Origin of the sequence: Allochromatium tepidum (genome assembly GCF_018409545.1) — a bacterium.
In the GTDB taxonomy this organism is placed as follows: Bacteria; Pseudomonadota; Gammaproteobacteria; order Chromatiales; family Chromatiaceae; genus Thermochromatium; species Thermochromatium tepidum_A.
The window spans coordinates 2,683,597-2,708,266 of record NZ_AP024563.1; the positions used below are offsets into that span (position 1 = coordinate 2,683,597).

Here is a 24,670-nt window from a genome sequence, read left to right on the forward strand (position 1 = left end):
CCGTCGCTGTCCGGCGCCCGGCTCCACACACTTAAGTCGTACCTCTCAATCGACCATGAACCGACTCCAGTCGCTCTTCCAGACGCTGCGGACGCAACATCCGCTGACCACCGGCAAGCAAGCCATCGGCGCACTCGATTGGTCCTGGACCACGCCCTACAAAGCCTGGCTGCCGCAAGTCACGGCACGCGATGTGCGCGCCGATCTCCTCGCCGCCCTCACCGGTGCCATCGTGGTGCTGCCGCAGGGCGTGGCCTTCGCCACCATCGCCGGGATGCCGCCCGAATACGGTCTCTACGCGGGCATGGTGCCGGCGATCATCGCGGCCTGGTTCGGTTCATCGCGTCATCTGGTCTCGGGACCGACCACGGCGGCCTCGGTGGTGCTGTTCTCGGCGCTCTCGACCATGGCCGTCCCCGGAACGCCGGATTACGTCACGCTGGCTTTGACCCTCACCTTCATGGTCGGTGTGATCGAGCTGACACTGGGCTTTGCGCGCATGGGGACATTGGTCAACTTCATCTCGCACTCGGTGGTGGTGGGTTTCACGGCCGGCGCGGCGGTGCTGATCGCGGCCAAACAGCTCAAGCACTTCTTCGGTCTCGACATGGACAGCGGCGGCCATCTGCACGACATCCTGTTCGAGTTCTTCGCCCATGTGCTGGAGATCAACCCCAGTGCGACCCTGGTGGCCCTGACGACCCTGGGACTGGGCATCGCTTGCAAGCGCTGGCTGCCGCGCATCCCGTACATGATCGTCGCCATGCTGGGCGGCAGTCTGCCGGCGCTCGGACTCAACGACTGGCTCGGCGCGGAGACGACCGGCCTCGCGACCGTGGGCGCCCTGCCCGCGACCCTGCCGCCGCTGTCGGCGCCTTCGCTGACCCTGGAGCACATCCGTGAACTGGCGCCGGTGGCGCTGGCCGTGACGCTGTTCGCCCTGACCGAGGCGGTGTCCATCGCCCGTTCGCTGGCCGCGCGCGGCGGCTATCGCATCGACGGCAATCAGGAGTTCATCGGCCAGGGGTTGTCCAACATCGCCGGTTCCTTCTTCTCGGGCTATGTGGCCACCGGCTCGTTCAACCGCAGCGGCGTCAACTACGAGGCCGGCGCGCGCACGCCGCTGGCCTCGATCTTCGCGGCCCTGATGCTGATGGCGATCGTGCTGCTGGTCGCGCCCTATGCGAGCTATCTGCCCAAGGCGGCGATGGCTGGAGTCTTGTTCCTGGTGGCCTGGGGACTGATCGACTTCAAGGAGATCCGCCATATCCTGCATTCATCCGGGCGCGAGACGGCGGTGCTGGCCGTGACCTTTTTCTCGGCGTTGTTCCTGGATCTGGAGTTCGCGATCTTCGCCGGCGTGCTGCTGTCGCTGGTGCTCTATCTGGATCGCACCTCCAAGCCGCGCATCGTGAGCATGGCGCCCGATCCACGTCTGCCCAAGCACGCCTTTTCGAGCAATCCCGAGGTGGTTCAGTGTCCTCAACTGCGTTTCGTGCGTATAGACGGCTCGCTCTTCTTCGGCTCGGTCGCCCATGTCGAGCAGTATTTCGACCGACTGCGCGCTGAGCATCCCGCGCAGAAGCATCTGGCGCTGATCGCCAACGGCATCAACTTCGTCGACCTGCAGGGCGGTCATGCGCTGGTCGAGGAAGCCGCACGGCGGCGTCGGGACGGCGGCGGGATGTATCTGATCAACGTCAAGCAGGGCCTGTGGGAGTCGCTGGAGCAGTGCGGCTGTCTGGAGGCCACGGGCGGGCGTAATGTCTTCCAGTCGAAGACGGCGGCGGTGCGGGCGATCTATCAGAAGCTCGACAAGACGGTCTGCGCGACCTGTGACAAGCGCATCTTCCGGGAGTGCAACGAGGCCAAGCCGTCATGAAAGCGATGATCCTGGCCGCCGGTCGCGGCGAGCGGATGCGTCCGCTCACCGATCACACACCCAAGCCGCTGCTGGTCGCGGGCGGCAAGCCGCTGATCCGGCATCACATCGAGCGGCTGGCGGCGGCCGGCATCCGCGAGCTGGTCATCAATCATGCGCATCTGGGCGCGCAGATCGAAGCGGCGCTGGGGGATGGCTCGGCGTTTGGGGTCGAGATCCGCTATTCGCCCGAGGAACAGGCGCTGGAGACCGGCGGCGGGATCTTCCGCGCCCTGCCGTTGCTCGGCCCGGAACCCTTCCTGGTCGTCAACGGCGATGTCTGGACGGATGTCGATTTCGCCGGACTCGCGATCGCGACAGGGGATCTGGCGCATCTGGTGCTGGTCGACAATCCGCCCCACAATCCCGAGGGCGACTTCGCGCTGATCGACGGGCGCGTCCGGAGTGAGGGAGGGCCGCGCCTGACCTTCAGCGGCATCGGAGTCTATCGGCCCGAGCTGTTCGACGGCCGGTCGCCGGGCGCTTTTCCGCTCGCCCCGCTGCTCCGTCGGGCGATGGCCGCCGGTCGTGTCGGCGGCCGGCAACATGACGGACACTGGTTCGACATCGGGACGCCTGAGCGCCTAGCCACGTTGGACACCTGGCTGAATCGGTAGCCGAACAGCTCCGGCGGTTCACGGCCAACCTCAAAGATCGAACGCCTCGGGCGCCGGCCAGTCGATCCGTACTCCAGGCAGGGCGGCGACCTCGGTACGCCCGATCAATTCCAGCAGCTCGGGAGCACCGTAGCGGCCATCCTCGCCAAGGCGGTACAGCGTCAACAGCCGGTCAACCGGATGGATGAGCCAGTATTCACGCACGCCATGGCGTTCATAGAGCGCGCGTTTGTGAATCTGATCCCTCGCCGCCGTCGCCGGGGAGAGGATTTCGATCACCCAGTCCGGCGCGCCCCGAGCGCCCTTGTCGTCTAGGCGCGTGCGATCGCAAAACACCGCGATATCCGGTTGCACCACGGTATCGACCCGCTCGTCGGCCTCGTCGGTCTTGGGCAGACGTACATCGAAGGGCGCCACATAGAGACGGCAGCCTGTACCCTTGAGCTGCGGATGAATCTGGGCGACGCATTCGGTGATGAATTCCTGATGCAGGCGCGTCGGCGCCGGGCACATGGCGAAGGCTTCGCCATCGATCAGCTCCCAGCGCTCGTCCTCGGGCCAGCGGCAGTAATCGGCATAGGTGAATTGGCCTGTCTTTGCACCCAGTTGCGGCATCTCAAGCTCCTCAAGACGTATGAGTCTTCAGAAATTCCTCGAACGCATTGACCGGTAAGGGACGCCATATCCTATGCGATCCGGGGGTAGTCCTGCAAAAAGTAGTGGGAACGCAGTACAATAAATCCCATGCCAATCAAAGAGCGAATACGTAGCCATGATTTGTCCACGCTGTCATTCTTCCAAAGTGGTTAAAAACGGCAGTATTCATAACGGCAAGAGAAAATTTGCTTGTCAGGATTGCGGACGGCAATTTGTTGAAAAACCCGAAAACGAAATTTCACAGGAAAAAAAGATTTAGTTGATAAGCTCTTATTAGAACGGATCGTCGGCGCGCGCTATTTTCGGCTGGAGGATGGCGAATGGCGTCTGCGCCGCTGTCTCATGCCGTCCCATGCTCACCCGCGACGAGACCGTGATCCGCCAGGACTGTCTGTGCTATCTGATGGAGCGCTATCAGACACCGTCCGCCGCTTGGTAAGGGTTCAACAACGCCTTGGCTGTGGCGGTTCTTTCTCCCCCTTTCCCCAACCCCTCTCCCGCGAGGGGAGAGGGGTTCAGGCGGATACGTTCCGTCACTCAGGATTCAGCGCACCAGATCACCGGCCTGCCGGTCGGCGTGATAGGACGAGCGCACCATGGCGCCGCTGGCCACATTGGAGAAACCCATGTCCTCACCGGCCCGGTGCAGGGCGTCGAACTCGTCCGGGGTCCAGTAGCGGCGCACCGGCAGATGATCGCGCGAGGGCTGGAGATACTGCCCGAGCGTGAGCATGTCGCAGTCGTGGGCGCGCAGATCGCGCATGACGTCGAGCACCTCGTCCTGGGTCTCACCGAGTCCGAGCATGATCCCGGATTTGGTCGGAACCGAAGGATGACGCGCTTTGAACGCCTGGAGCAGTGTTAGGGAACCGGCATAATCGGCCCCCGGACGCGCCTCGCGATAGAGACGCGGGACGGTTTCGAGATTGTGATTGAAGACGTCCGGCACGGCTTCGCCCGCGAACTGATCAAGCGCCACCGACTCGCGACCGCGAAAATCCGGCACCAGGCATTCGAGCCGGGTATCTGGATTTCGTGCACGGATAGCACGCAGACAGTCGGCGAAGTGCCCTGCCCCGCCATCGCGCAGATCGTCGCGATCGACCGAGGTGATGACCACATAGCGCAATCCCAGGAGCGCGATCGACTCGGCCAGATGCGCCGGTTCGTCCGGGTCGGGCGGCTGAGGGCGACCGTGCGCGACGTCACAGAAGGGACAGCGACGGGTGCAGACATCGCCCAGGATCATGAAGGTCGCCGTGCCATGCGCGAAGCACTCGCCCAGATTCGGACACTGAGCCTCTTCGCAGACGGTCGCCAGCTTGCTCTCGCGCAACAGCTTCTTGATCCGCGCCACGCCCGGACCGACAGGCGCACGCGCACGAATCCAACTCGGCTTGCGCAGCACAGGAGCATTGGTCTCGACCTTGATCGGGATGCGCGCGAGCTTGTCCCGGCCGCGCTGGTGGGTGTCGGGTGTGGCGCGTGAGGGCGCGTTCAGAGTATCCGGCGTTGACATGGCGTCCTGGTCGAGCGGCGGGGAGCCGCAAAAGCTGAGTAAATCAGTCGCTCAGCATACGCTCGACGAGCAGCTTGAACCAGGGGGTGAACCACTCGGGATGCCGGCGCAGGGCGCGCTTGATCGCCGGCACCGACATCCAGCGCCAGGCGCCGACCTCGGTCGGATCGGGACGCGGAGTCTCGGTATGGACGCCGTAGAAGACGTGCAGATATTCGTGCTCGATCAGCCCGCTCGCCTGATCCGCGGCCCGGTAGACGAACTCGGCGCGCTCGTTCAGCGGCACGCGGATGCCGAACTCTTCCTTCAGCCGCCGACCGGCCGCCATCGGCGTGGTCTCGCCCGGACGCGGATGACCGCAGCAGGTGTTCGACCAGCGTGAGGCGAAGTGATACTTGCTGTCGGCCCGGCGCTGCAACAGCAGCTCGCCCTCGGCATTGAAGACCAGGATCGAGAAGGCACGATGCAGTTGGCCGAGTTCATGCGGTTCGAGCTTACCGGCGACACCGATAGGGCGATCCTGCTCGTCGACCAGGATCAACTTCTCGGCGGCATCGCGCTGGGCGGCACGCTCCAGATCACCCGCTGCCGGCAGGGGCACGATGTGAGCCGTCAACTGTCACCTCCAGCCGCATTCGCTTCGGAGGCCGGATCAGACGACTGAGGCGATGCAGCTTGATCATGCGCCGGCCTGCCGAAGGCCGCGATCGCCGCGCTCAGCTCGGGATGACGCTTGGCCCATTCCTCCAGCGTCTCGCCGGCGACGATCGCCTCCCAGGCCTGACGGATACTGGCCGCCCCGGCACGCGGTCCCATCGGATGCCCGAAGACACCGCGTCCCGGCACGAAGCCGAAATCGACCGTGCCGAGCTTTTCATAGAGCGGACGCAGGGTACCGGCCCAATCGCTGCCGCCCGGAACCGGCAGACTCGGCTTGATCGGCCCCATGGGTTCGAGACAGGCCGTCGCACAGGCGCGCACCTCGTCATCCGTCATGTGCATGCGTGGCCCGAAGCCGGGCATGATGATGACGTCATAGCCCGCCAACCGTTGCAGCTTGGTGAAGACCCGCGTGTGGACACCGAAGCGTTCCAGCCGCGCAAAGGGTGCGATGAATGGAAAATGCGCCATCAGCGGCACCTGGGCGTGCTTGCGCAGCATCCGCACCGCGCTCAGCCCCGTCGGCATGGCATTGATCAGCAGCGCATTGGCACCGCGCGCGACGGCGCGATCATGCAGCTCGACCAGCCGATCGACCTCGTCGGTGATATTGGCCAGATAGATCTTGGGTACCCCCGTCGCGACCTCGGCCCGCCGCCGCGCTTCACCCAGAAGTTCGGCGCGCCGGTCGAGCGGGCACCAGTCGGTGTCGGTCAGCATCTCGTCATCCTTGGCAATATCGAGCCCGCCCAGCCAGCTTTCATAACCCAATTCGGCAAAGGCTTCGGGCGGAAGTCCGATATTGGGCTTGATGACGCCGAAGAAGATCGGCCGATCATGGACCTGCAACCGCTCGCGCAAGCCCGCGACGCCGAACTGAGGGCCTTGGAAGCAGGCCAGATAGGTCTCGGGAAACTCGATGTCGAGCAGCTTGACGATGGGCGCGCCGGGCGAGAAGAACGTCCCCTCGCCACAGATCGCACTCAGCAGGTTCGGCAGACGCGGGCCGAAATTGCCGTGCGGATGGGCGATGCGCAGCCGACAGGCCATGACCGGACCGTCCGAACCCGACCCCACACCATAGCTGAATTCCGGACGCGGACCGTCGAGGATCTGGAGATCGACCACGCGCGCGCCGAACCGAGGCCGCAGATCCTCATCGGAACCGACGCGACGCCATTGCGCGGTCGACTGCTCGGAGCAGAAGTGCGCGGCGGCCAGCTCGGGATCGCCGGAGCATTCCAGGTAGTAATCGAGGAAGAGATAGGCTTCCCGATCCAGGGATGCCTCATCGGCGAAGAAGCCGGCCCAATCGCTTGCTTTCATGGCGCAAACAGCGTCTGATGAAATGGAATCGATGACGTCACGATCATCGGGGACGGTCAGAGGATGCCGGCGATCTGTACGCGCACCTGACGTTGCGGACGCGGCCCATCGAGTTCGATGAAGAAGACCGATTGCCACTCACCGAGCAGGAGCCGCCCGTCCTCGACCAGGATGGTCTCGGAGGCGTTCATGAACAGCCCGATGAGATGCGAATGCGTGTTGGGACGACCGTCGAGCGGGTCGATGTCGTGCCGGTAGTGCGTCTGACCCGGCGGTGCGAGTCGCGTCAGAAAATCGAGCATGTCCTGCTGGAGCTTCGGCTCACGCTCGTTCAAGGCCACGAAGGCGGTCGTATGCGCCGAGGTGATCGTCACCCAACCCTGGCGGACGGGATGACGCTCGAACGCCTGCCGAACCTGTTCGGAGAGATCGATGATCTCGATCGCGGTCCGGGTGTTCAGCTGAATCTGCTCGACGTGGAAATGCATCTTGAATCAGCGGGAGCTATCCGAACGAAAAAACGGGCGAGGGAGGACTCGACACTCTCCCCGCCCGCGCATGCCCTCGATCGCTCGAATCAACGACCAGCCGGCAGAGCGGACATACCAGCCGACAGGGCGACCGGAGCATGATCCGGACCCAGCAACCAGTCGAATCCTGGCGAGCTCAGCAGCATGTAATGAATGAACAGAGCCAGCGCGAACAAAAAGGCGCCCAGCCCAATCAGGGCCATGCGCGGATCGAAGGCCAGCCAAATCTTGTACAGTTGTTGGGGCATCATCGGGGTTCTCCTGACGAATGAAACGGGACGCGGCGGCTTAGGCCGCCCGCCTCCCGTCATTATCCGCGACGCGGCGGAAATCCGGCGATTACAGCCAGGGGCGCCACAGCCACGCCAGGATGTGAGCAATGATCACGATCCCAAAAAACATGGTCATGCTCTGGGTGAAGATGCCGTGGAATTCCTTAGCCTCGTCTTCGGTCAGCCCGGTCATGCTCTTCTGATCAGCCATTGAATTATCCTCACTTTGAATCAAGTTGGGCCTAATCGGCCGTTACCGCGAATGTCCCCGCGGCCGGGGATCGGTTGGCAAGTCCTGAGGATCCGCCTCCTCATCGGAGCGATCCCCGGAGCTTGCCGGTGCCCAAATCGGGACTTAGGAGCCGCTCAGCCAGTTGAAGGCTGGGCTGCTGAGCAGGATGAAGTGGATCAGCAGGCCCAGGACGAACAGGAAGCCGAACAGGGCAACCAGGGTTCTGCGGGGATCGAAAATCTGCCAGATCTTGTGCATGTTGATATCTCCGGTCTCTTACTGGTGGGCGGTGCTTGAGTCACAATCGCCCGTTCGCTCACGAACACTAATACCCTAGGCCATTACAGCCAAGGACGCCACAACCACACGAGGATGTGTGCAACGACGACGATCCCCGTGAACACGACGAAACTGGATACGAAAATGCCGTGGAATTCCCTTGCCTCATCTTCGGTCAGCCCAGACATCGAACGGTTTTCGTTAGCCATTGATGATTCCTCGGTCAAACACTTGAATAGCCTCGACGATTCGGTCTCTGGCCATCCGAGACGACCGCGAACTGGACTGCTGCGAGCCTCGCCGCGGGTCTTACGGTCGGTGCCGAAATCCTTGTCGGGCACCTGGAGCATCCCTGCTCATCGGTTCGATCCTCTGGCCTTACAACTGCTGCGGAGCCGGTGCGGCGTCCTCGACAGGTGCAGCTTCGGCGGCCGGCGCTTCCTCGACGGGAGCAGGCGCCACTTCTTCCGCGGCCGGCGCCTCCTCGGCGGACGCGGCTTCAGCCGGTGCGGCCTCCTCGACAGGAGCGGCCGCTACGTCTTCCACTGGAGCCGCTTCGGCGGGGGCGGCGACCTCAGCCTCAGCTGGGGCGGACGCATACAGGGCCGGGTAGTCCTTAGCCATTTGCGCGCCATAGAGCGGACGGTAAGCACCCTGGTGACAGGTCATACAGCCGACCTTGAAGGGGTCGCCATAGGGCCCCTTACGCGAGGCGGGCAGCACATCGTTGAGCGGCCAGATGTAGTTCTGGTTGATGTCGCGGACGTGACGGATGGCGTACCAAGCCGTCGTGCGCTGCGGCGTGCTCTGCTTCCAATCGTAGAAGGCGCGGCTGTTGTGGCAGAAGGTGCAGTTGACGCCGAGCGAGTCGGAGATCTGCATCATCAGGCCGTAGGTCCACTCGGCCTGCTTGAGCGAGGTCGTGTTGCCCGCCGGCAGCGCCGTCTGACCGATCACCCGGATCTCGTTGGTCTGATCCAGGAACGGCGTGTAGGGATCGAAAGGCAGCGCCGCATAGGCCACGGTCGAGGACGCATAGTTCTGACCGGTCGGCTTCACGCCCGAGGGCTGATTCGGACCCGGATCCGTGACCCACACGTACTTCGGCACCGGGTTGCCACGGTGACAGGTATAGCAGGTCACGCCCGTGCCATTGACCGCCACGTGCTGTTTCCAGTCGCTGTTAGCGGCCCGAACCATCTCGAACATCCGGCGCGACACCACCTTGGTATAGATGTCGTCGGAAGCCCAGTTGCCCGGGACGTGGCAGTAATTACAGCCTTCCTTCGGCGACACCCAGGTGGTTACGGCGACCATGGTCCGGGTGAACTCGGCGACGCTCAGATCCTTCAGCACCTGGACGTTTTGGTAGACGTCAGAGACCTTGGGACCGCCAGGCGCAGCCGCCGGCAGCGACTCGACCGGCAGGTTCTGCTTGAGGCTGGCTTCAAGCAGACGCGGATTGTAGTTCTGCTCCATGGCCACGCCGCGATAGCCTTTTTGTACCACTTCCGGTGGCGGACGCTCGCAGCCGAGCAGCACCACGGAGGCGACGACGGCGACAGCAGGCAGGGTCAGTTGCTTTCCGAGATTCATTGCGTCACCCCCGTAGCCGTGGCATATGGGTCTACAGCGGTCACGACCTCTGGATATGCCGGAGCCACGCCATGCTTGATGGCCCAGAGATACCAGTTCTCGACGACCGTTCCGGTCAGAAGGATGCCGATACCCGCCGTGATCACGGTCAGGACCGCACACCACCAGGCCCAGCGATGGATGGATTCCATGGAGGCGTTGAAGCCCATGGTCCAGCGCCAGAAGATGGCGGCACGCTCGGCGGCCGTACCACGATCGGTGATCTGATCGATCTCGCGATCACCCCCGAAGCGGCTCACCGCCAGGATGGTCGCACCGTGCATGGCGAACAGCAGGGCCGAACCATACAGGAAGGCGATCGAGAGCATGTGGAACGGGTTGTAGTACAGGTTGCCGTACCGGATCGAGAAAGCCGCCGTCCAGTCCAGGTGCGGGAAGATGCCGAAGGGCACGGCTTCCGCCCAGCTTCCCATCATCACCGGGCGAATGAAGCCCAGGCTCAGATAGAAGAAGATCGCGGCGGCGAAGGCCCAGGACAGATGCTGGCTCATGCCCAGGGCTTCGGCGCGCTTGTAGGTACGCACCCACCACAGAATGATGGACATGGTCAGGAAGAATCCCGCCATCAGCCACCAACCGCCTTCGGACAGGGGCGGAATGCTCAGGCCGTACTGCGGCGCCGGCGGTTCCAGACCCAGCCAGAAGAAGTGCTTGACGAACTGGATGATGTTCCAGTCCACCGAGGCCAGCATATTGAAGCCGATAATGAAGATGGCTATGAAGCCAAAGATGATCGACAGCGTGCCGGTGAAGCCGAGATAGATCGGGCCGATCTGCGCGTCACCGATCTTGCCGAGCCAGTACGAGAAGATGGGCCGACCGATGCGCGGCAGGTGCCCCTTGGGCAACGGCACCCCAGGATAGGCCGGGGCGCGCACCTGCACGGCCGTGAAGATATTTTGATATTCGGGCATTGTAGTCTCCTAGATCCTACCAGAGCGGGAGCTCAAGCCACCAGTTCCACCATTCCGGCCAACCGCGGGTCCAGAAGGGGCCACTGATCACGATACAGACCGCGCTCCAGAACACCGCGCTCAGGGCCAGGAACAGACCCAGACGATGGATGGCCAGTGCGCCGATGGAGTAGCCCACGATATCGCGGAAGAAGGTGTTCTCGTGCTCGCTGGTCTTGACTTCTTCGCCCTTCTGCGGGTTCGTCACCGACAGGATCAGCGAGCCGTGCATCGACAGCGCCAGACAGTTGGTGAAGAAGAAGGTGATGGCGAGCATGTGCGCCGGGTTGTAGTGGAAATGCAGGAACTGATACCCCACATTCGACACCCAGTCCAGATGGCTGAGGATGCCGTAGGGGAAACCATGACCCCAGGCGCCCATTAGGATCGGACGCACCACGACGAGCACCAGATAGGCGCCGATCGCGAACGCGAACGCAAACGGAATATGGAAGCCGATACCGAGCTTGCGGCAGATTTCGACCTCACGGAGCGCCCAGGAGACGAACGCGCCGATGGCACAGATCGTGATGATCTGCCACAAGCCGCCTTCGGTCAACGGGGCCATTCCCAAACCGTAACTCAGATCCGGGGGAGCGATGCTGATCTGCCAGATGTTATAGGTTTGGAGTTCGGCGTTAGGACCGATGGTCGCACCCCACACGATGAGGAGCACGCCCAACAATGCAAAGAAGAAGCCTGTGACCCCGAAGAAGCCGACATAGAACGGCCCCACCCAGAAGTCGAATAGGTCTCCCCCTATCAGCGTCCCGCCACGGACGCGGTATTTTCTCTCAAAACTGAGCATGGCCATCGTAATATCCTCTGCTGGGGAGGCACCATCGAGACGGCCGCCTCCTCTGAGCACTGTCGGTGGCGGGCGGGGTTCACCTGGCGGACGAACCCCACTGACCCGCCACCCCCGTCAAGGACGCGATTACCGTTGGGGAACGACAGGCGTCACTTGCTGGACCTTGGCGGCCGGAATGCCGTCTTCGAGCCAGTTGAATTCAGTGGTGCTCAGCAGGATCATGTGGATCGCGAGACCCAGGATGGTCAGGAAGGCGAAGACAGCGATCAGAACGCGGCGGGGATCGATCAGCAGCCAGATTTTCCAAAGATCGGGTGACATCGTCAGTTTCTCCTAGAGTGAATTCGAATGGGTTCGATCAGTCGTCAAGTGGCCGAAACGGCCTGAACTCGACTCGAAATTACAGCCAGGGGCGCCACAGCCAGGCGAGGATGTGCGCGATGACGACGATGCCGAAGAAGGCCGTCATGCTCTGCACGAAGATGCCATGGAACTCTTGTGCTTCTTGCTCGGTCAGACCGGTCATGCTGCTGTTAGCCATTGTGTAATCCTCCGAATCTTGGAGATAAGCCTTGGTTTGTGCCGCACTCAGCCCGTGCGGCCTGGGGGCGCCGTAGATCGCGACATCTACGACCGAGAAGCCACCCGATCACACGGGCTTGTTCTCATCGACCGGATCCCGTACCGGGGGATCCGTCAAATCCTGCTCGATCCAGTCCCGGCGTGTGCTTGGAGCGACTTGCCGGGGCTGAAACCTCAATCTCTGAAGCCTGGCCGCCCTCCGTCTCGATCCTGACCGCTGCGCCTGGTCTTCGGCTCGCTGCCGGGGGGGGCTGGATTCGAGGTGTCAGTCTAGCTTGACTGACACGAATGTCAATCTACATTTACACCTCAATTGCGCTGGATCAACTAAATCAGTGTCGACTGGGTGGTTTCGACCCGCGCGACCGTCACCCGCTCCTCGCCGGCGGTGCGTGCGGCACGTTCGGCGGCATCGCGCAGCCGTTTGGCGGCGGAGATGCGCACCAGTACCGGCTGGGACTCGACGATGGCGTCGAAGCGTGCGCGGGCGTCCTCGTCCCAGGGCAGCTCGCGGTGCATGCGCGCGGGCGTGGCCTCGACCTTATCCAGCTCGGTGCCGAGCGGGATGATGTGGAAGAGCGCGTCGAACAGGGCGTTGCAGACTTCCTGCACCAGATAGGTCGCGCCGGCGTAGCCCATGAAGGGTGTGCCTGTGTGGCGGCGGATCACGGTGCCGGGGAAGGAGGCCGGGATGTAGGTCGCGCGTGCACCCTTCTCGGTCAGATACATGCGCTCGTTGTAGCTGCCGAAGAGGATCAGCGGGGGTTTTTCATGGACGGCGGCGCGGATGGCGTCGTTGTCGATCTTGACGCCGGGACGGCGGGCGAAGGCGAAGTTGCAGGGCAGACCCAGTTCGTCTTCGAGGAAATGACGCAGACCGCGGCTGTAGGTCTCGCCGGCGGAGACGCCGAAGCTGGCGGTGCCGAAGAAGTCCTGCGTCACCGAGCGCCATAGATCCCAGATCGGTTTGATGGTGGTGTGCTTTTCGCGCTCGATGAAGGGTTCGGGGTCGAGACCGAGGATCTCACCGAGGGCGCGCAGGAATTTGGTGGTGCTGTGCAGTCCGATCGGGGCCTGGAGATAGGGTTTGTCCAGGGCCTCGCACAGGGTGCGGCCGAACTCGCGATAGAGACAGATGTTGGCGTCGGCGTCGGCGAGCCGGGGCACGTCGTCGAGATGGCTGCCGAGCGGGAAGCTCAGGTTGACTTCGGCGCCGATGCCTTCGACCAGGCGTCGGATCTCGGCCAGATCCGAGGGCATGTTGAAGGTGCCGTACATGGGGCCGATGATATTGACGCGCGGTTTGTCGCCGGCGGCGCGTGGTTTGGGTTTGCTCTTGGCGGCGCCCTTTTTTTGGCCATACTGGGTCCAGAGCCAGTACAGGGCGCGGTTGGCGCTCTGCCACTGGTCTTCGTCGATGGTGCGCGGCAGGAAGCGCACGATGCCGGTGCCTTCGGGCGTGACGCCGCCGCCGATCATTTCGGCGATCGAGCCGGTGACGACGACGGACGGCTGTTTGGGGTCGAGGGTCTCGAAGGCGCGGCGCATCGCCTGCTCGGTACCGCTCTGGCCGAGTTCTTCCTCGCCCAGTCCGGTCACGACGACCGGCAGTTCGTGCGGCGGCAGGCCGTCGGTGTAGTGCAGCACGGCCGTCACGGGCAGGTTTTCGCAGCCCACCGGCCCGTCGATGATCACCTGCAAGCCTTTGATGGCGGTGAAGACATAGACGGAGCCCCAGTAACCGCCCGCGCGGTCGAGGTCGTTGATCAGCATTCGGGGATTTCCTCCTCCAGGGAGTTGAGGGTTGCGCAGGCCTTATAGAAAATTTGTGGAGATCAAGCTTTCCGCTCCTTCGACGGATCGGGGCTGGTCGATACAAACTGCTGCCTGACGACCTGCCCCCAATATTCGTCCTGATAGATGTCCTCCTGGAAACCGTTTCCGGTAAACTCGCCAACCGTCTTTCGCCAGAATTCAGTGGCATATTCGGCACCACTGATTTGCTTGATCTCCCAACGGCCTTGGTGCATTTTGAATATCTTGATGGCAAACCGCTTTCCTAGCGCCTGCTTCCTGAAACTTGGAACAATATAAAATTCACAGACCTCGAAGCACTGCGCGCCTGATTTTGCTTTCACAGCGGCAAGGCCGATCGGCGATTTTTTCTCATAAAGCAAGTAGCCAAGCACGTTTCCGCCAATCTGAGTATCCAGCTCGAACAGACCGTTCTCGTTCGGCTTTTTTTCGGTAATGGCAGAAAATTCTCCTTCGTAGCTCTGACATAAATTCAAATAAACAGACAAATTACAGCTATCGACCTGGATGATATTCATTTTCCTCCACCCAACACAGGCTGAAGCTTTTTTGCCTTCCAGCACCCTTGATATTCCCCAATAAATTCAGCGGCGAGCGAAGCGAGTTCGCTGCAATACAGTCTTAGGCACAGGAATTTCGGATGGCGGAGAAACAAATGGATGTCCGGCAGCAATCCGCTCAGTTTCCGATTTTTTCAGATCGGCATAAATCGCACGCAAATCATAATTAAACTTAGCGGCATGTGCATCCCGAATAGACCGTACTTCATCGATGATTTCATCATTCAACATTTTCTTCTCCAAGAAGCTCTTCCGGCGTGCAAATGAACGGCAAAAATAAGCCAATTTGTTCGAGTTGTTCGGCAATGCCTCTTTGTATCTCAGGGTTCGCAATGTGTCGACAGTTCCATGTCAGCAAATAATCCACACCATTGACTGTGGCAATCGCTATGTGCAACGCATCTTCTGCGGACTTGGGCGGAATAATACCCCGCTCCACCAACGATTCCGCGATCTGGACCGCTTACTCGGTGATCAAGAGAAGAGGGATATCGCTCAACACAGCCAGCCGTTTTCCGGCTGCATCCGGATCACCGGCACCACATTCACGCAATACCGATTCAGAAACAAATAATTCGTACTGATTCCGGGTTTCCCACCAAGCAAGAGTAATTTGCTGATGAACCGCTCCGAGAATGGTCTTGCTTGGGCGAGCCGTCAGGTAGCTGATTACAGAAGTTTCAACGTAGACTCTGCGCTTCATGAACCTATGCTATATTTTCTATGCGGCTTTTTCAGGCAGCGGCAGCTGACAATGACCAGCTACGATACCTTTGACCGTGATATCTTCATCAAGCTTTTCCCAGTGCAGCGCATAGCCGTTGAGTACCAGCGTAATTTTTTTGAGTTCGTCGTTTGATGCGGCCCGCAAAATTCTGAACCTGTCTGCGGGAAAGCCGATGATTCTTCCATCGGTTAATTCGATGAAAATGACGCGGCCGTCTGCCCAAGCCCGAAGTGCGCATGTTTCAATTTCAACGGACATGGAAGTCATATCCTTGACGGCTTGTGGCTTGAGTTCGACTTTCATCTCAGCCTGCGTAGGATGTGGTAACGAAGGAAAAACGTGGTCTATCCCGTTTTATCCCCCTGAGACCTCAGGGTCTTTCCCGATTGATTCCCCTACCTTGCTACAGCCCTAAATTCAGCTCCTTAACGACATCGGCCAAGGATTTTGTTGCGGCTCCCCCTTCAGCTTCCTTTGCGCTTCGAAGATCCTGCAAATCCTGGTAATCCTCAAGAGTCCGTGTCAAGGCCTGGAATTCTTCGATAGGAAGAATGACGTATTCATATCTGCCGTTTTTTTCAATATATTGCGGGTGTAAATTCATAGCTCACCTCTTTGCGTAGACATGTTTTCGATGCATGATTCGATACACGACTACTGTTTTTCCATCAACCTCGAACAGCACCCGATAATTACCGACGCGCAAGCGATACTCCGGGGTAAAATTGGTAAGGCGCTTGATGTCGCCAGTCAGCCCAGCATCCATTTCAGCAAGTCTAGCCGTAATTCGAGCCGCGTCCTGCTTTTGCAGCCCTTGCAAATCCTTGACGGCTTGTGGCTTGAGTTCGACTTTCATCTCAGCCTGCGCGGGATGTGGTAAAAAAGGAAAAACGTGGTCTGTCGCAGTTTATTCGCGGTCATCGGGTTTCCTCGTAGCGGGTGGCTGTGACGATCCAGTGTGCGCCTATTCGGTGTCAAGTCCCCGGAGATTGTAGACACGCTTTTTGAAGCGTTCAGGGCGTTTCTCGTGCCGGTCCTTGAGTGCCTGGATCGGGGCGATGTGGCCGAGGGCTTTCTGCGGAAGGTGTTGGTTATAGACCTGAACGTAGCGCTCGATGGTCTGGGCTAGCGACTCGGCGGAGTCGAAGCGGGTGGTGGTCAAGACCTCTGAAAGGCGCCCGTTGAAGCGCTCGATCATGCCGTTGGTCTGGGGGGTGCGCGGCTGAATAAGGCGATGCTCAATGGTGTTGGCCGAGCAGACCTGATCGAAGCGATGGCGCCCGGTCGGTTCACGCTCGCCGGTGGCACCGAAGCGGTCGGTGAATTCTTTACCGTTATCGGTCAAGACCTTGGTGATGTTGAACGGGGCCCTGGCGATGAGCCGCTCCAGGAAGCCGGCGGCGTTCCGGGCGGTTTTCTCGGGCAGGATCTCAACATAGACCCGGCGCGTGGCCCGATCGATCGCGGCAAAGAGGGACTGAGCACTGTCCTCATCCGGCATTCGCGGCAGGTACTTCACGTCGACATGGACAAAGCCCGGTTCGTAGTCATTGAAGGGCTTGACCGGGCGGGCGTCCGGATCGATCGGTTGGGGCCTGAGCGCCTGGAGGTTGGAGACGCCATGACGGCGCAGACAGCGATCCAGGCCCGAGCGCGAGACAGTGGTGCTGATAAACTCGTGGGTGACGGCCAGCAGGTCATCAAGCGGCAACAGGAGCGTTTTACGCAACTCGACCACGACCGCCTCCTGCGCCGGCGTCAGGCGCGTGTGGAGACGGTGCCGAGGCGTCCTCGGTGCCGGAGCGCCGACGCCACTTCAACACCGTCTGACGGCTCAGCCCATAGCGCTCGGCCGGCTCGCGGGTCGAGCGCGTCGAGGACTGGAGCTCTCGACGGATGGCCGGGGTGGTGCACGCGTTTTTGTGCAGACGGATGACCATGGGGAGCTAGACCTTCTCGTGTTCAGTTCGGACGTGCCGGGCGGCTTTCAAACTCCGCGGCGAGCCGCTGGAGAACCTCGCGGGCGAGGAACAAAGGATAACTCCTTCGCGGCACATGATCACACGGGACGCAACAACCGCATCCATCGCAAACGATGCGGTTCTCAAGCCCACTGCATCCTACACCGCCCATGGCTTTGAAGGTGCAAAAATACAACATTAAGAATCAATCGCTTGCGATGTTGAATCTGGTGTGGACCGCCCAACTTTCCCTAGCCTGGGCTTTGCTAACCCAGCAAAATCAAGACATTGAGCGCAAGCACTTTTTGTGACCTTCAAAGCCATGCCTACACCGCCTTAACCACCGCACGCCCAGCCGTCCCACGCCTAACCGGCATCACCGGCCAAACCCCGCTGGTCTCACCCTCCCCCACTCCCTCAAAAAAGGCCCGCATGGTGGCAAACCGTTCCTTGTTGGCAAGCGCGGCATTGATGACCTGCGCCAGCGACCCCGCCCCCGCCGGTCCCATCAAGGGCCGCGCCGAAATCAGATTCGTGAAATACAGCGCCGGAATCTGCCGCTCCTTCGCCGCCTGAACCACTGGCGTCGTCCCGATCGCCAAATCCGGCTCCAGCGACTCGACCGCCGCCAGATCCTGCTCCAGCGACGCCCGGAACTGCACCGGCGCCCCACGCTCCTCTAACCACGCCAGATCCGCCTCATTCCAGGGTGTGCGCGGGCAGGCGGTGCCGACATAGGGTACGGTCGCGCCAGATTCGATCAGCAGACGCGCGACCAGCAACTCCGATCCCTCATAGCCCGACACGATCACCCGTCCCTTGATCGGCATCGCCGCCAGCGCCCCACCGATCGCCGGCAAAAACTTATTCTTCGCCGCATCGACCTTATGCTGCGCGATCCCGCACGCCTGCCCGATCGCATCCAACCAGGCCGCCGTCCCATCGCGCCCGACCGGGGCAGAACCGACGATAGGGCGACCGGCAGCGGCGAATTCGCGCGCACTGGCCTGATACTGCGGATGGATGGCCGCCGCCACCCGGCAGTCGAGCGCGGCATAGAGTTCACGCCATTCGCGGGTCGGCACCACCGGGCCGACGGCCAGACCCAGCGGGTCGAGCATCATGCCGATGCCGACCGGGTCGGCGGGAAACATCTCACCCAACAAGGTCACGGTCGGACGCTCACTGCGCCCCCCGCGCGGCGCCTGCACCGGCCCCTGCTCCGCCTCCAGACGCGCATACTGAAGCATCGCCCCAGCCAGCACATCCTTCGCCTCCGCATGGGTCGGCGTCCCGAATCCAGGCACATCGATGCCCAGAATCCGCACCCCGTTCACTTCTTTGGGCAGCAGCCGCAGCGGCACGCCCGAGGCCGTCGGCACGCACAGATTGATCGCGACGATGGTATCGAGCTTATCGGGATCGGCGAGCTTGAGCACCGCCTCGCGCGCGTCCTCGAACAGCCGCCCCGAGACCAGCGACTCGGAATCGAACGGCACATAGCCGATCGAGCGCCGCGCCCCATAAAAGTGCGCCGTGAAACTCAGCCCATAGACACAGCAGCCCGAGCCGACCAGCACCATCGCCGTGCGGCGCATCCGCAACCCGACACGCAGCGCCCCAAACGCCGGACACATGGTCTGCGGCTGATCGTGCGGCCCACGCGCCCGCTCGCCGGCAGTGGCGCACCCGGAGGAAGATTCCTGAACCATCAAATGTTCCTCCCGACTCAAGCGTCGTCGTAGACGACTTCGAGCGACGGCTTGACGCTCGCCGAGATGTCGCTCATGTCCTCGGGACGCGCCGGCTCCAGCACCACATGCCGCCCGACCTGATCGCCTTTGAACAGATCCAGCAGCGCCTCGTGCGCCAACGGTTTGGGACGCACCGGCGGGGCCTCGGCGACGTTGGCTGCCAGCGACTCGAACAGCGGCCCCCAGGGACCGTCCGGACGCCCGATGATCTCGTAGTTGGCACTCTTGCGCCGGATCTCCTCATGCGCCGGAATGGTCGCCAGGATCGGAATCTCGGCGGCGGCGGCGAATGCCTGTGCCTCGCCGGTGCCGTCGTCCTTGTTGATCACCATGCCGGCCACGCCGACATTGCCGCCCAGACCCCGGAAGTATTCGACTGCCGAACAGACGTTGTTGGCGACATAGAGCGACTGGAGATCGTTGGAGCCGACGATGATGACCTTCTGGCACAGATCGCGCGCGATCGGCAGCCCGAAGCCGCCGCACACCACGTCGCCCAGGAAGTCGAGCAGCACATAGTCGAAATCCCACTCATGGAAGCCCAACCCTTCCAGCAGCTCGAAGCCGTGGATGATGCCGCGCCCGCCGCAGCCGCGCCCGACCTCGGGTCCGCCGAGCTCCATGGCGAACACGCCGTCGCGCTTGAAACAGATGTCGCTGATCGTGACCTGCTCGCCGGCCTTCTTCTTCTCGCTGGAGACGCCGAGAATGGTCGGACAGTTGCGCCCGCCGAACAGCAGCGTGGCGGTGTCGCTCTTCGGATCACAGCCGATCAGGAGCACCTTCTTGCCCTGTTGCGCCATCATGTAGGACAGATTGGCGAGCGTGAAGCTCTTGCCGATTCCGCCCTTGCCGTAGATGGCGATGATCTGGGTCTGCTTGAGCGAGGGCGCGCTCGGCGCGGGGATGTTGACGGATACAGTCACGAAAGCGTTCTCCAATCGAGGATCATCTTCAGGCAGCTCGGATCACCGAAGGCGGTGCGATAGGCGGAGTCCGCCTCGGTCGCGGGGACGCAATGGGTGATGAGCCCGTCGAGCGAGAGTCGGCCCGAGTCGAGCAGGTCGCGCACCGCCGCCAGATCGGACGGCTGGAACTCGGCGGCGATGCGGAAGCGCGCCTCGCGCATGAAGGCCGGTGGGAAGGTGAAGCTGACCGGCTCGTGATAGAAACCGCCGAGCACGATCTCGCCGCCGCGCGCCAGCCGCGCGACCAGGCTGTCGAGGATACGGGCGTCGCCGCTCATGTCGCAGATGGTGCGATAGTCGCGGCGTGGGTCGTCGTCGGGGAGCATCACATCGTAGCCATAGCCCTCGGCGCCGCTGTGACGCACCGGGTTGGTCTCCCACACCACCGGGCGGGTGCCCTCGCCCAGTGCCGCGATGCGCGCCAGCAGCCGTCCGAGCACGCCGTGACCGACGATCAGCTCGACATGGGGGGCGGGCGCGGTGCCGACGTCAGCCGTCGCCACGGAACTCGCGGACGCACCGGAAGCCATGGCGCTCGCCGCAGACTCGGCCCGCAGCGCGGCATGCGCCGGCGTACTCGCCGCCGGTGCCGCGATGGCATGATAGGCGGTCGCCGCCAGCGCCAGCAGCACGCCCTGCTCGCCGAGCGACTCGGGCACCGGCAGCAAGCGAGCACCAGGCGCGACGACACGCGAGGCCGCGCCGCCGAACAGTCCACGCACCTCGCCGTAACAGCGCGCGCCGGGCACGAAGACGCGCTGCCCGACCGTCAGACCGGAGTCCGGCCCGGCGTAGCTGACGCGACCGACGGATTCATAACCGGGAACCAGCGGATAACCCATGCCGGGGAAAGGCGGCATGGCGCCCGACCACAGCAGGCGCTCGGTTCCGGTGCTGATCCCGCTCCATTCCATATCGACGACGACATCGCCGGCCTCGGGCGGAGTGAGCGGCAAGCGTTGCAGCGCCAGCCGTTCAGGCGCTTCGAGGACGACGGCCAGGGCTTCGAGATTCGGCATATCTGGGTTCAAGGCGATCTCTCGGACGGGTTGAATCTGAAAGATCCGACAGTTTAGCGGAAGTTGGACGCGAGTCGAAAAATACCGTGGGACGACGGCGAGCAATAGACGGAATCAGCAGGGTTTTTCAGGCGTTCAGGCCCGTTGAGCCACCAGCAACTGCGTGAGCATCGGCCGAATGGTGCGAATCTGACGCACCCGGTCGAAGCCGACCCCGAGCAGCATCTCCGTCAACTCACCCGGCGTGCGCGGCCGACCACTGCCCATGGCGAGCAGATAGAACCCGAAATAGGCATCCCCGATCGGCTCGGCTCCCGGCGTGCCCGACATGGGTTCGGCCACCAGTAACCGCCCGCCGTCGGGCAGCGCCTGACAGGCCGCGCGCGCAAAGTTAGGCGCGTCGTGATCGTCGTGATCGTGCAGCACCCGCACCAGCGAGACGACATCCGCCCCCTCGGGCAGCGGATCGCGCCGCACATCGCCGCCGACCGCCGTCGCCCGATCGCCCAGCCCTTCGCGCTGGAAACGCGCCCGCGCCCGCTCGGCCACCGCCGGTAGGTCGAACAGGATCACGCGCAGATGCGGCCAGCGTTTGGCGGCTGTGACCAGAAAGGCGCCGTCGCCGCCGGCCACGTCGAGCAGACAGCGATGATCCTGGAGCGAATAGGCGTCGAGCACGTCGTCGGCGATCAGACGTTGCGACTGGGCCATCAGCTCGCTATAGCCGCTGACCGCCTGCTCCCCCGCCGCCGCCGGCGCCTCGGTGCCGACATAGGCCCAATAGCCCTGTAACTCACGCTGCGGCAGCTCACCACGCAACAGGGCCACCGGATCTTTCAGATCGGCATAGGCCATGGCGTGATGCTCGACCATGGCCGCGATGCCCGGATTGCCGACCATGGCCGCCCCCAGCTCGCCGAGCGCATAGCGATCATCACCGCGCGCCTCGGCCAGTTCCAGACTCGCCGCCGCGCGCAGCAGCCTCCGCGCCCCCTCGACCGGCAGCCCAAGACGCGGCGCCAGTTCATCGACCGATTGCGTCCCCTCGGCCAGGATCTCGAACAGCCGCACCTGAACGCAGGCTTGCAGAATCTGCGAATAGACGAAACCGGCGACGATGTCGAACAGCTCACGCGCCCGACGCTGCGCGCGCGGACGGGTCAACGGAAAGATCGAGGCCCAACGTTGAAACTCGGGCTTGGAGAGCACACGATTACGCAGGGCGAGCAGAGGTTCGGGAAGGCGCACGGATATCACGACCGATGGAGCCGGGTGAGCCGCCGCTCGGGGCGACTCACCGGCGTGGGAAGTAGAACGACGCTCAGGCCAAACTCAGGCCGCGCGCTGGGCCAGATCCTTGGGCATGATGCGGCGCGACTCGGCCATCAGCACCTCGGCGAACTGATCGCGCCCCGGACAGGCCGGAATCGCGTCGATGGCCCCCGTGACCAGACCGCGCAGACGCGCGATGGCGCCGTCGATGCCGAGCTCGCCCGCCGCGCTGGGCCGGTTGAGCACGGCATCGCGTCCGACCGGCTTGCCGACTTCCTGGGCGCTGGCGGCGACATCGCGCAGATCATCGGCGACCTGATAGGCTTCGCCGATCTTGTCGCCGACAATGCTCCAGGCCTCGGCGTCAGCACCCGCGACCAGCGCACCGGCCACGGTGGCCGCCGTGAACAGCGAGCCGGTCTTGGCGCGATGGTATTCCTCGACCGTGACCTGCGGCTCGCACTCCCAGGCCTGACCGGCGGTGATGCCGTGCGGCATCCCGACCGAACGGCTGATGGTCAGGAGCAGCGGCGCCAGACGCTCGGGCGAGTCGGCCAGGACGCGCGCCAGATGCTCGAAGGCGAGGATGATGAGCGCATCGCCGGCCAGCACCGCCAGCGGCTCGCCGAAGGCGCGATGCACCGAAGGCACGCCGCGACGCAGCGGCGAGTCGTCGAAACAGGGCAGGTCGTCGTGCACCAGCGAGGCGCAGTGCAGCAGCTCGATGGCCACGCCGGCCGCATCCGCCGCCGCGTAATCCTTGCTGCCGCAGGCGGCGGCGACGGCCAGACACAGCCGCGGACGCACGCGCGCGCCGCCGGGAAAGACCGCATGACGCACCGCCTCGGCCAGACGCGGCGGACAGCCGGGGACGGCCACGGTGTCTATGGCAGCGGCCAACGCCTGCTCGATTCTCGTTGTGGCATCCATCAGTGATCCCCCGGCAAACCTTGATCAGTGGTCAATATGTAAAGGTGAGTTGACACTCAGAAGTGTCATGTACAATAGACATCAATATCCGACACGTCAACGCGAATCACGGGAGTCATGGACCTGATGCCGGATCAACGAGTCATTGTCATTGGTGCGGGCGTTGGTGGGCTGGTGACAGCCATCCAACTCGCCGCGCGCGGTCTTCAGGTGCGGGTGCTCGAACGTGCCGAGGCGCCCGGCGGCAAGATGCGCGAGGTCGCCGTCGGTCCGCACCGCATCGATGCGGGTCCGACCGTCTTCACCATGCGCTGGATCTTCGAGGACATCTTCGAAGCGGCCGGCGCACGGCTCGACGCGCATCTCGAACTGGAACCGCTGTCGATCATAGCACGCCATGCCTGGAGCGAGCAGGAGCGGCTGGATCTGCACGCCGACCACGAGCGCAGTGTCGAGGCCATCGGCGACTTCGCCGGCGCGGCCGAGGCGCGCGGCTATCGCGCCTTCTGCGAACAGGCGCGCACCATCTACACGACCCTGGACCCGACCTTCATCCGCGCCTCGCGCCCGAGCCTGCTCGGACTCATGGGACGCTGCCGTCTGAGCGGTCTGGGCAATCTGCGCGGCGTGCGACCCTACGACAGCCTCTGGGACATGCTCGGAACCTATTTCAAGGACGAGCGTCTACGTCAACTCTTCGGGCGCTATTCGACCTACTGCGGTTCCTCGCCCTTCATGGCGCCGGCCACGCTGATGCTGATCGCCCATGTCGAGCAGGAAGGCGTGTGGTCGGTGGTCGGCGGGATGCACCGGGTCGCCCAAGCACTGGCCCGACTGGCCGAGGGCTTGGGCGCGACCATCGAATACGGGCGCGAGGTCACGCAGATCCTCACCGGCCCCGGCGGCGTGCGCGGTGTGCAACTGGCCGACGGTGAGCGGATCGAGGCCGATTCGATCGTGGTCAACGCCGATCCGGCCGCTTTGACCAGCGGTCGGCTCGGCACCGAGGCGCGTCGCGCGCTGCCGCCCCTGGACCCCAAACGCCGTTCGCTCTCGGCGCTGACCTGGTGTCTGAGCGCCGAGACCGAGGGTTTTCCGCTGGCCCGTCACAATGTCTTCTTCGGACGCGACTATGCCTCCGAGTTCGAGGACGTCTTTGGCCGCGGGCGACTGCCGCGCGACGGCACCGTCTATGTCTGCGCCCAGGATCGCGGCACCGACGGCAACGGATCGCCGGACGGCCCCGAACGACTGTTCTTACTTTTGAACGCCCCGCCACGGGGCGACCGACACGACTTGGATGCAGTGGAGATCGAGCAATGCGAGCAACGGGTATTCTCACGCCTGGAGCACTGTGGCCTGAGGGTCCGACGCGACCCCGAACGGATGGTGATGACCACGCCCGTGGAGTTCGAACAGCGCTTTCCGGCCACGGGCGGCGCGCTCTATGGTCAGGCGACCCACGGTTGGAAGGCGTCGTTCTCGCGTCCAGCCTCGCGCACCAGGATTCCGGGACTCTATCTGGCGGGCGGGGGCACGCATCCGGGCGCGGGCATTCCCATGGCGGCGATGTCGGGTCGACTGGCGGCGGAGGCCCTGCTCGCGGACCGGCGTTCGACCTGAGCGTCGACAACGACGGCTATGTCTGG

Annotated in this window: 30 protein-coding genes and 3 pseudogenes; 5 read left to right on the forward strand and 28 right to left on the reverse strand. The window is 63.0% G+C overall.

The window, feature by feature from the left end:
- The first annotated feature begins 55 nt into the window (after nt 1-55).
- Both Atep_RS12840 and murU read left to right on the forward strand, forming a co-directional pair.
- A complete protein-coding gene (locus Atep_RS12840; protein ID WP_236786204.1) occupies nt 56-1,882 on the forward strand; it encodes a SulP family inorganic anion transporter in 1,827 nt (608 codons plus the stop codon).
- Nucleotides 1,879-2,538, forward strand: a complete 660-nt coding sequence (murU, locus tag Atep_RS12845) for an N-acetylmuramate alpha-1-phosphate uridylyltransferase MurU (RefSeq protein WP_213378884.1) — start codon at nt 1,879-1,881, stop codon at nt 2,536-2,538. Before Atep_RS12840 ends, murU begins: the two co-directional genes overlap by 4 nt.
- 30 nt (nt 2,539-2,568) lie before the next feature.
- On the opposite strand, the gene Atep_RS12850 is transcribed toward murU, so the two are convergent.
- Nucleotides 2,569-3,153 (reverse strand): Uma2 family endonuclease, encoded by a 585-nt coding sequence (locus Atep_RS12850; RefSeq protein ID WP_213378885.1) that lies wholly within the window; start codon nt 3,151-3,153, stop codon nt 2,569-2,571.
- A gap of 157 nt (nt 3,154-3,310) precedes the next feature.
- Between Atep_RS12850 and Atep_RS12855 the strand changes: the two are divergent.
- Nucleotides 3,311-3,480 (forward strand): annotated as a pseudogene (locus Atep_RS12855) (IS1/IS1595 family N-terminal zinc-binding domain-containing protein); the annotation flags it as partial.
- Nucleotides 3,481-3,634, forward strand: a pseudogene (locus tag Atep_RS16740) (peptidase M14); the annotation flags it as partial.
- Nucleotides 3,635-3,739: 105 nt separating this feature from the next.
- On the opposite strand, the gene lipA reads toward Atep_RS16740, so the two are convergent.
- The 27 genes and pseudogenes from lipA to Atep_RS12985 form a co-directional block, all read right to left on the reverse strand.
- The gene (gene lipA, locus Atep_RS12860; protein ID WP_213378887.1) at nt 3,740-4,714 is read right to left on the reverse strand and encodes a lipoyl synthase; all 975 of its coding nucleotides are present in this window, start codon (nt 4,712-4,714) and stop codon (nt 3,740-3,742) included.
- A 43-nt stretch (nt 4,715-4,757) separates the two neighbouring features.
- On the reverse strand, nt 4,758-5,330 hold the full coding sequence (gene idi / locus Atep_RS12865) for an isopentenyl-diphosphate Delta-isomerase (protein WP_213378888.1): 573 nt from the start codon (nt 5,328-5,330) through the stop codon (nt 4,758-4,760).
- Nucleotides 5,327-6,700: a RuBisCO large subunit C-terminal-like domain-containing protein gene (locus Atep_RS12870; protein WP_213378889.1), complete on the reverse strand. Its 1,374-nt coding sequence runs from the start codon at nt 6,698-6,700 to the stop codon at nt 5,327-5,329. Before Atep_RS12870 ends, idi begins: the two co-directional genes overlap by 4 nt.
- Nucleotides 6,701-6,756: 56 nt before the next feature.
- Nucleotides 6,757-7,188 (reverse strand): secondary thiamine-phosphate synthase enzyme YjbQ, encoded by a 432-nt coding sequence (locus Atep_RS12875; protein WP_213378890.1) that lies wholly within the window; start codon nt 7,186-7,188, stop codon nt 6,757-6,759.
- Between the two features lie 89 nt (nt 7,189-7,277).
- Nucleotides 7,278-7,478, reverse strand: a complete 201-nt coding sequence (pufA, locus tag Atep_RS12880) for a light-harvesting antenna LH1, alpha subunit (RefSeq protein WP_236786206.1) — start codon at nt 7,476-7,478, stop codon at nt 7,278-7,280.
- 91 nt (nt 7,479-7,569) lie between these two features.
- Nucleotides 7,570-7,713, reverse strand: coding sequence for a light-harvesting antenna LH1, beta subunit (gene pufB / locus Atep_RS12885; protein ID WP_213378891.1), 144 nt, complete (start codon nt 7,711-7,713; stop codon nt 7,570-7,572).
- A gap of 144 nt (nt 7,714-7,857) precedes the next feature.
- Entirely contained in the window at nt 7,858-7,992 is a 135-nt protein-coding gene (pufA, locus tag Atep_RS12890; RefSeq protein ID WP_012971728.1) for a light-harvesting antenna LH1, alpha subunit, read from the reverse strand.
- Nucleotides 7,993-8,075: 83 nt separating this feature from the next.
- Entirely contained in the window at nt 8,076-8,222 is a 147-nt protein-coding gene (gene pufB / locus Atep_RS12895; RefSeq protein WP_012971729.1) for a light-harvesting antenna LH1, beta subunit, read from the reverse strand.
- Nucleotides 8,223-8,391: 169 nt separating this feature from the next.
- Nucleotides 8,392-9,609 (reverse strand): photosynthetic reaction center cytochrome PufC, encoded by a 1,218-nt coding sequence (gene pufC / locus Atep_RS12900; protein WP_213378892.1) that lies wholly within the window; start codon nt 9,607-9,609, stop codon nt 8,392-8,394.
- Nucleotides 9,606-10,583 carry a photosynthetic reaction center subunit M gene (gene pufM, locus Atep_RS12905; RefSeq protein ID WP_213378893.1) on the reverse strand — a complete coding sequence of 326 codons (978 nt, stop codon included), beginning with the start codon at nt 10,581-10,583 and terminating at the stop codon, nt 9,606-9,608. The genes pufC and pufM overlap by 4 nt, the downstream gene beginning before the upstream one ends.
- A gap of 16 nt (nt 10,584-10,599) precedes the next feature.
- The gene (gene pufL / locus Atep_RS12910; RefSeq protein WP_213378894.1) at nt 10,600-11,436 is read right to left on the reverse strand and encodes a photosynthetic reaction center subunit L; all 837 of its coding nucleotides are present in this window, start codon (nt 11,434-11,436) and stop codon (nt 10,600-10,602) included.
- A gap of 123 nt (nt 11,437-11,559) precedes the next feature.
- The gene (pufA, locus tag Atep_RS12915; protein WP_213378895.1) at nt 11,560-11,754 is read right to left on the reverse strand and encodes a light-harvesting antenna LH1, alpha subunit; all 195 of its coding nucleotides are present in this window, start codon (nt 11,752-11,754) and stop codon (nt 11,560-11,562) included.
- A gap of 79 nt (nt 11,755-11,833) precedes the next feature.
- The gene (gene pufB, locus Atep_RS12920) at nt 11,834-11,974 is read right to left on the reverse strand and encodes a light-harvesting antenna LH1, beta subunit (RefSeq protein WP_012971734.1); all 141 of its coding nucleotides are present in this window, start codon (nt 11,972-11,974) and stop codon (nt 11,834-11,836) included.
- Between the two features lie 368 nt (nt 11,975-12,342).
- On the reverse strand, nt 12,343-13,788 hold the full coding sequence (bchZ, locus tag Atep_RS12925) for a chlorophyllide a reductase subunit Z (RefSeq protein WP_213378896.1): 1,446 nt from the start codon (nt 13,786-13,788) through the stop codon (nt 12,343-12,345).
- 62 nt (nt 13,789-13,850) lie between these two features.
- Nucleotides 13,851-14,348 carry a GNAT family N-acetyltransferase gene (locus tag Atep_RS12930; protein ID WP_213378897.1) on the reverse strand — a complete coding sequence of 166 codons (498 nt, stop codon included), beginning with the start codon at nt 14,346-14,348 and terminating at the stop codon, nt 13,851-13,853.
- 66 nt (nt 14,349-14,414) lie between these two features.
- Nucleotides 14,415-14,618, reverse strand: coding sequence for a hypothetical protein (locus Atep_RS12935; protein WP_213378898.1), 204 nt, complete (start codon nt 14,616-14,618; stop codon nt 14,415-14,417).
- Nucleotides 14,611-14,829 (reverse strand): PIN domain-containing protein, encoded by a 219-nt coding sequence (locus Atep_RS16745; RefSeq protein ID WP_236786209.1) that lies wholly within the window; start codon nt 14,827-14,829, stop codon nt 14,611-14,613. The genes Atep_RS12935 and Atep_RS16745 overlap by 8 nt, the downstream gene beginning before the upstream one ends.
- Nucleotides 14,830-14,853: 24 nt before the next feature.
- The gene (locus Atep_RS16750) at nt 14,854-15,093 is read right to left on the reverse strand and encodes a PIN domain-containing protein (protein ID WP_236786211.1); all 240 of its coding nucleotides are present in this window, start codon (nt 15,091-15,093) and stop codon (nt 14,854-14,856) included.
- Between the two features lie 18 nt (nt 15,094-15,111).
- On the reverse strand, nt 15,112-15,420 hold the full coding sequence (locus Atep_RS12945; RefSeq protein WP_236786212.1) for a DUF2442 domain-containing protein: 309 nt from the start codon (nt 15,418-15,420) through the stop codon (nt 15,112-15,114).
- 100 nt (nt 15,421-15,520) lie between these two features.
- Entirely contained in the window at nt 15,521-15,721 is a 201-nt protein-coding gene (locus tag Atep_RS12950; protein ID WP_213378899.1) for a type II toxin-antitoxin system Phd/YefM family antitoxin, read from the reverse strand.
- Between the two features lie 3 nt (nt 15,722-15,724).
- Nucleotides 15,725-15,973, reverse strand: a complete 249-nt coding sequence (locus Atep_RS12955; protein WP_213378900.1) for a type II toxin-antitoxin system RelE family toxin — start codon at nt 15,971-15,973, stop codon at nt 15,725-15,727.
- Between the two features lie 108 nt (nt 15,974-16,081).
- Nucleotides 16,082-17,057 (reverse strand): annotated as a pseudogene (locus tag Atep_RS12960) (IS481 family transposase).
- A gap of 347 nt (nt 17,058-17,404) precedes the next feature.
- Nucleotides 17,405-18,790: a chlorophyllide a reductase subunit Y gene (bchY, locus tag Atep_RS12965; protein WP_213378901.1), complete on the reverse strand. Its 1,386-nt coding sequence runs from the start codon at nt 18,788-18,790 to the stop codon at nt 17,405-17,407.
- A 17-nt stretch (nt 18,791-18,807) separates the two neighbouring features.
- Nucleotides 18,808-19,758: a chlorophyllide a reductase iron protein subunit X gene (locus Atep_RS12970; RefSeq protein WP_213378902.1), complete on the reverse strand. Its 951-nt coding sequence runs from the start codon at nt 19,756-19,758 to the stop codon at nt 18,808-18,810.
- Entirely contained in the window at nt 19,755-20,819 is a 1,065-nt protein-coding gene (locus Atep_RS12975; RefSeq protein ID WP_213381679.1) for an alcohol dehydrogenase catalytic domain-containing protein, read from the reverse strand. The genes Atep_RS12970 and Atep_RS12975 overlap by 4 nt, the downstream gene beginning before the upstream one ends.
- A gap of 135 nt (nt 20,820-20,954) precedes the next feature.
- Complete coding sequence (locus Atep_RS12980) at nt 20,955-22,067, reverse strand: methyltransferase (RefSeq protein ID WP_213378903.1); 1,113 nt, start codon at nt 22,065-22,067, stop codon at nt 20,955-20,957.
- A gap of 84 nt (nt 22,068-22,151) precedes the next feature.
- Nucleotides 22,152-23,021 carry a polyprenyl synthetase family protein gene (locus tag Atep_RS12985; protein WP_213378904.1) on the reverse strand — a complete coding sequence of 290 codons (870 nt, stop codon included), beginning with the start codon at nt 23,019-23,021 and terminating at the stop codon, nt 22,152-22,154.
- A 126-nt stretch (nt 23,022-23,147) separates the two neighbouring features.
- Here Atep_RS12985 and crtD point away from each other — a divergent pair, with 126 nt between their 5' ends.
- Nucleotides 23,148-24,644, forward strand: coding sequence for a 1-hydroxycarotenoid 3,4-desaturase CrtD (gene crtD, locus Atep_RS12990; protein ID WP_213378905.1), 1,497 nt, complete (start codon nt 23,148-23,150; stop codon nt 24,642-24,644).
- The last annotated feature ends 26 nt before the right edge of the window (nt 24,645-24,670 follow it).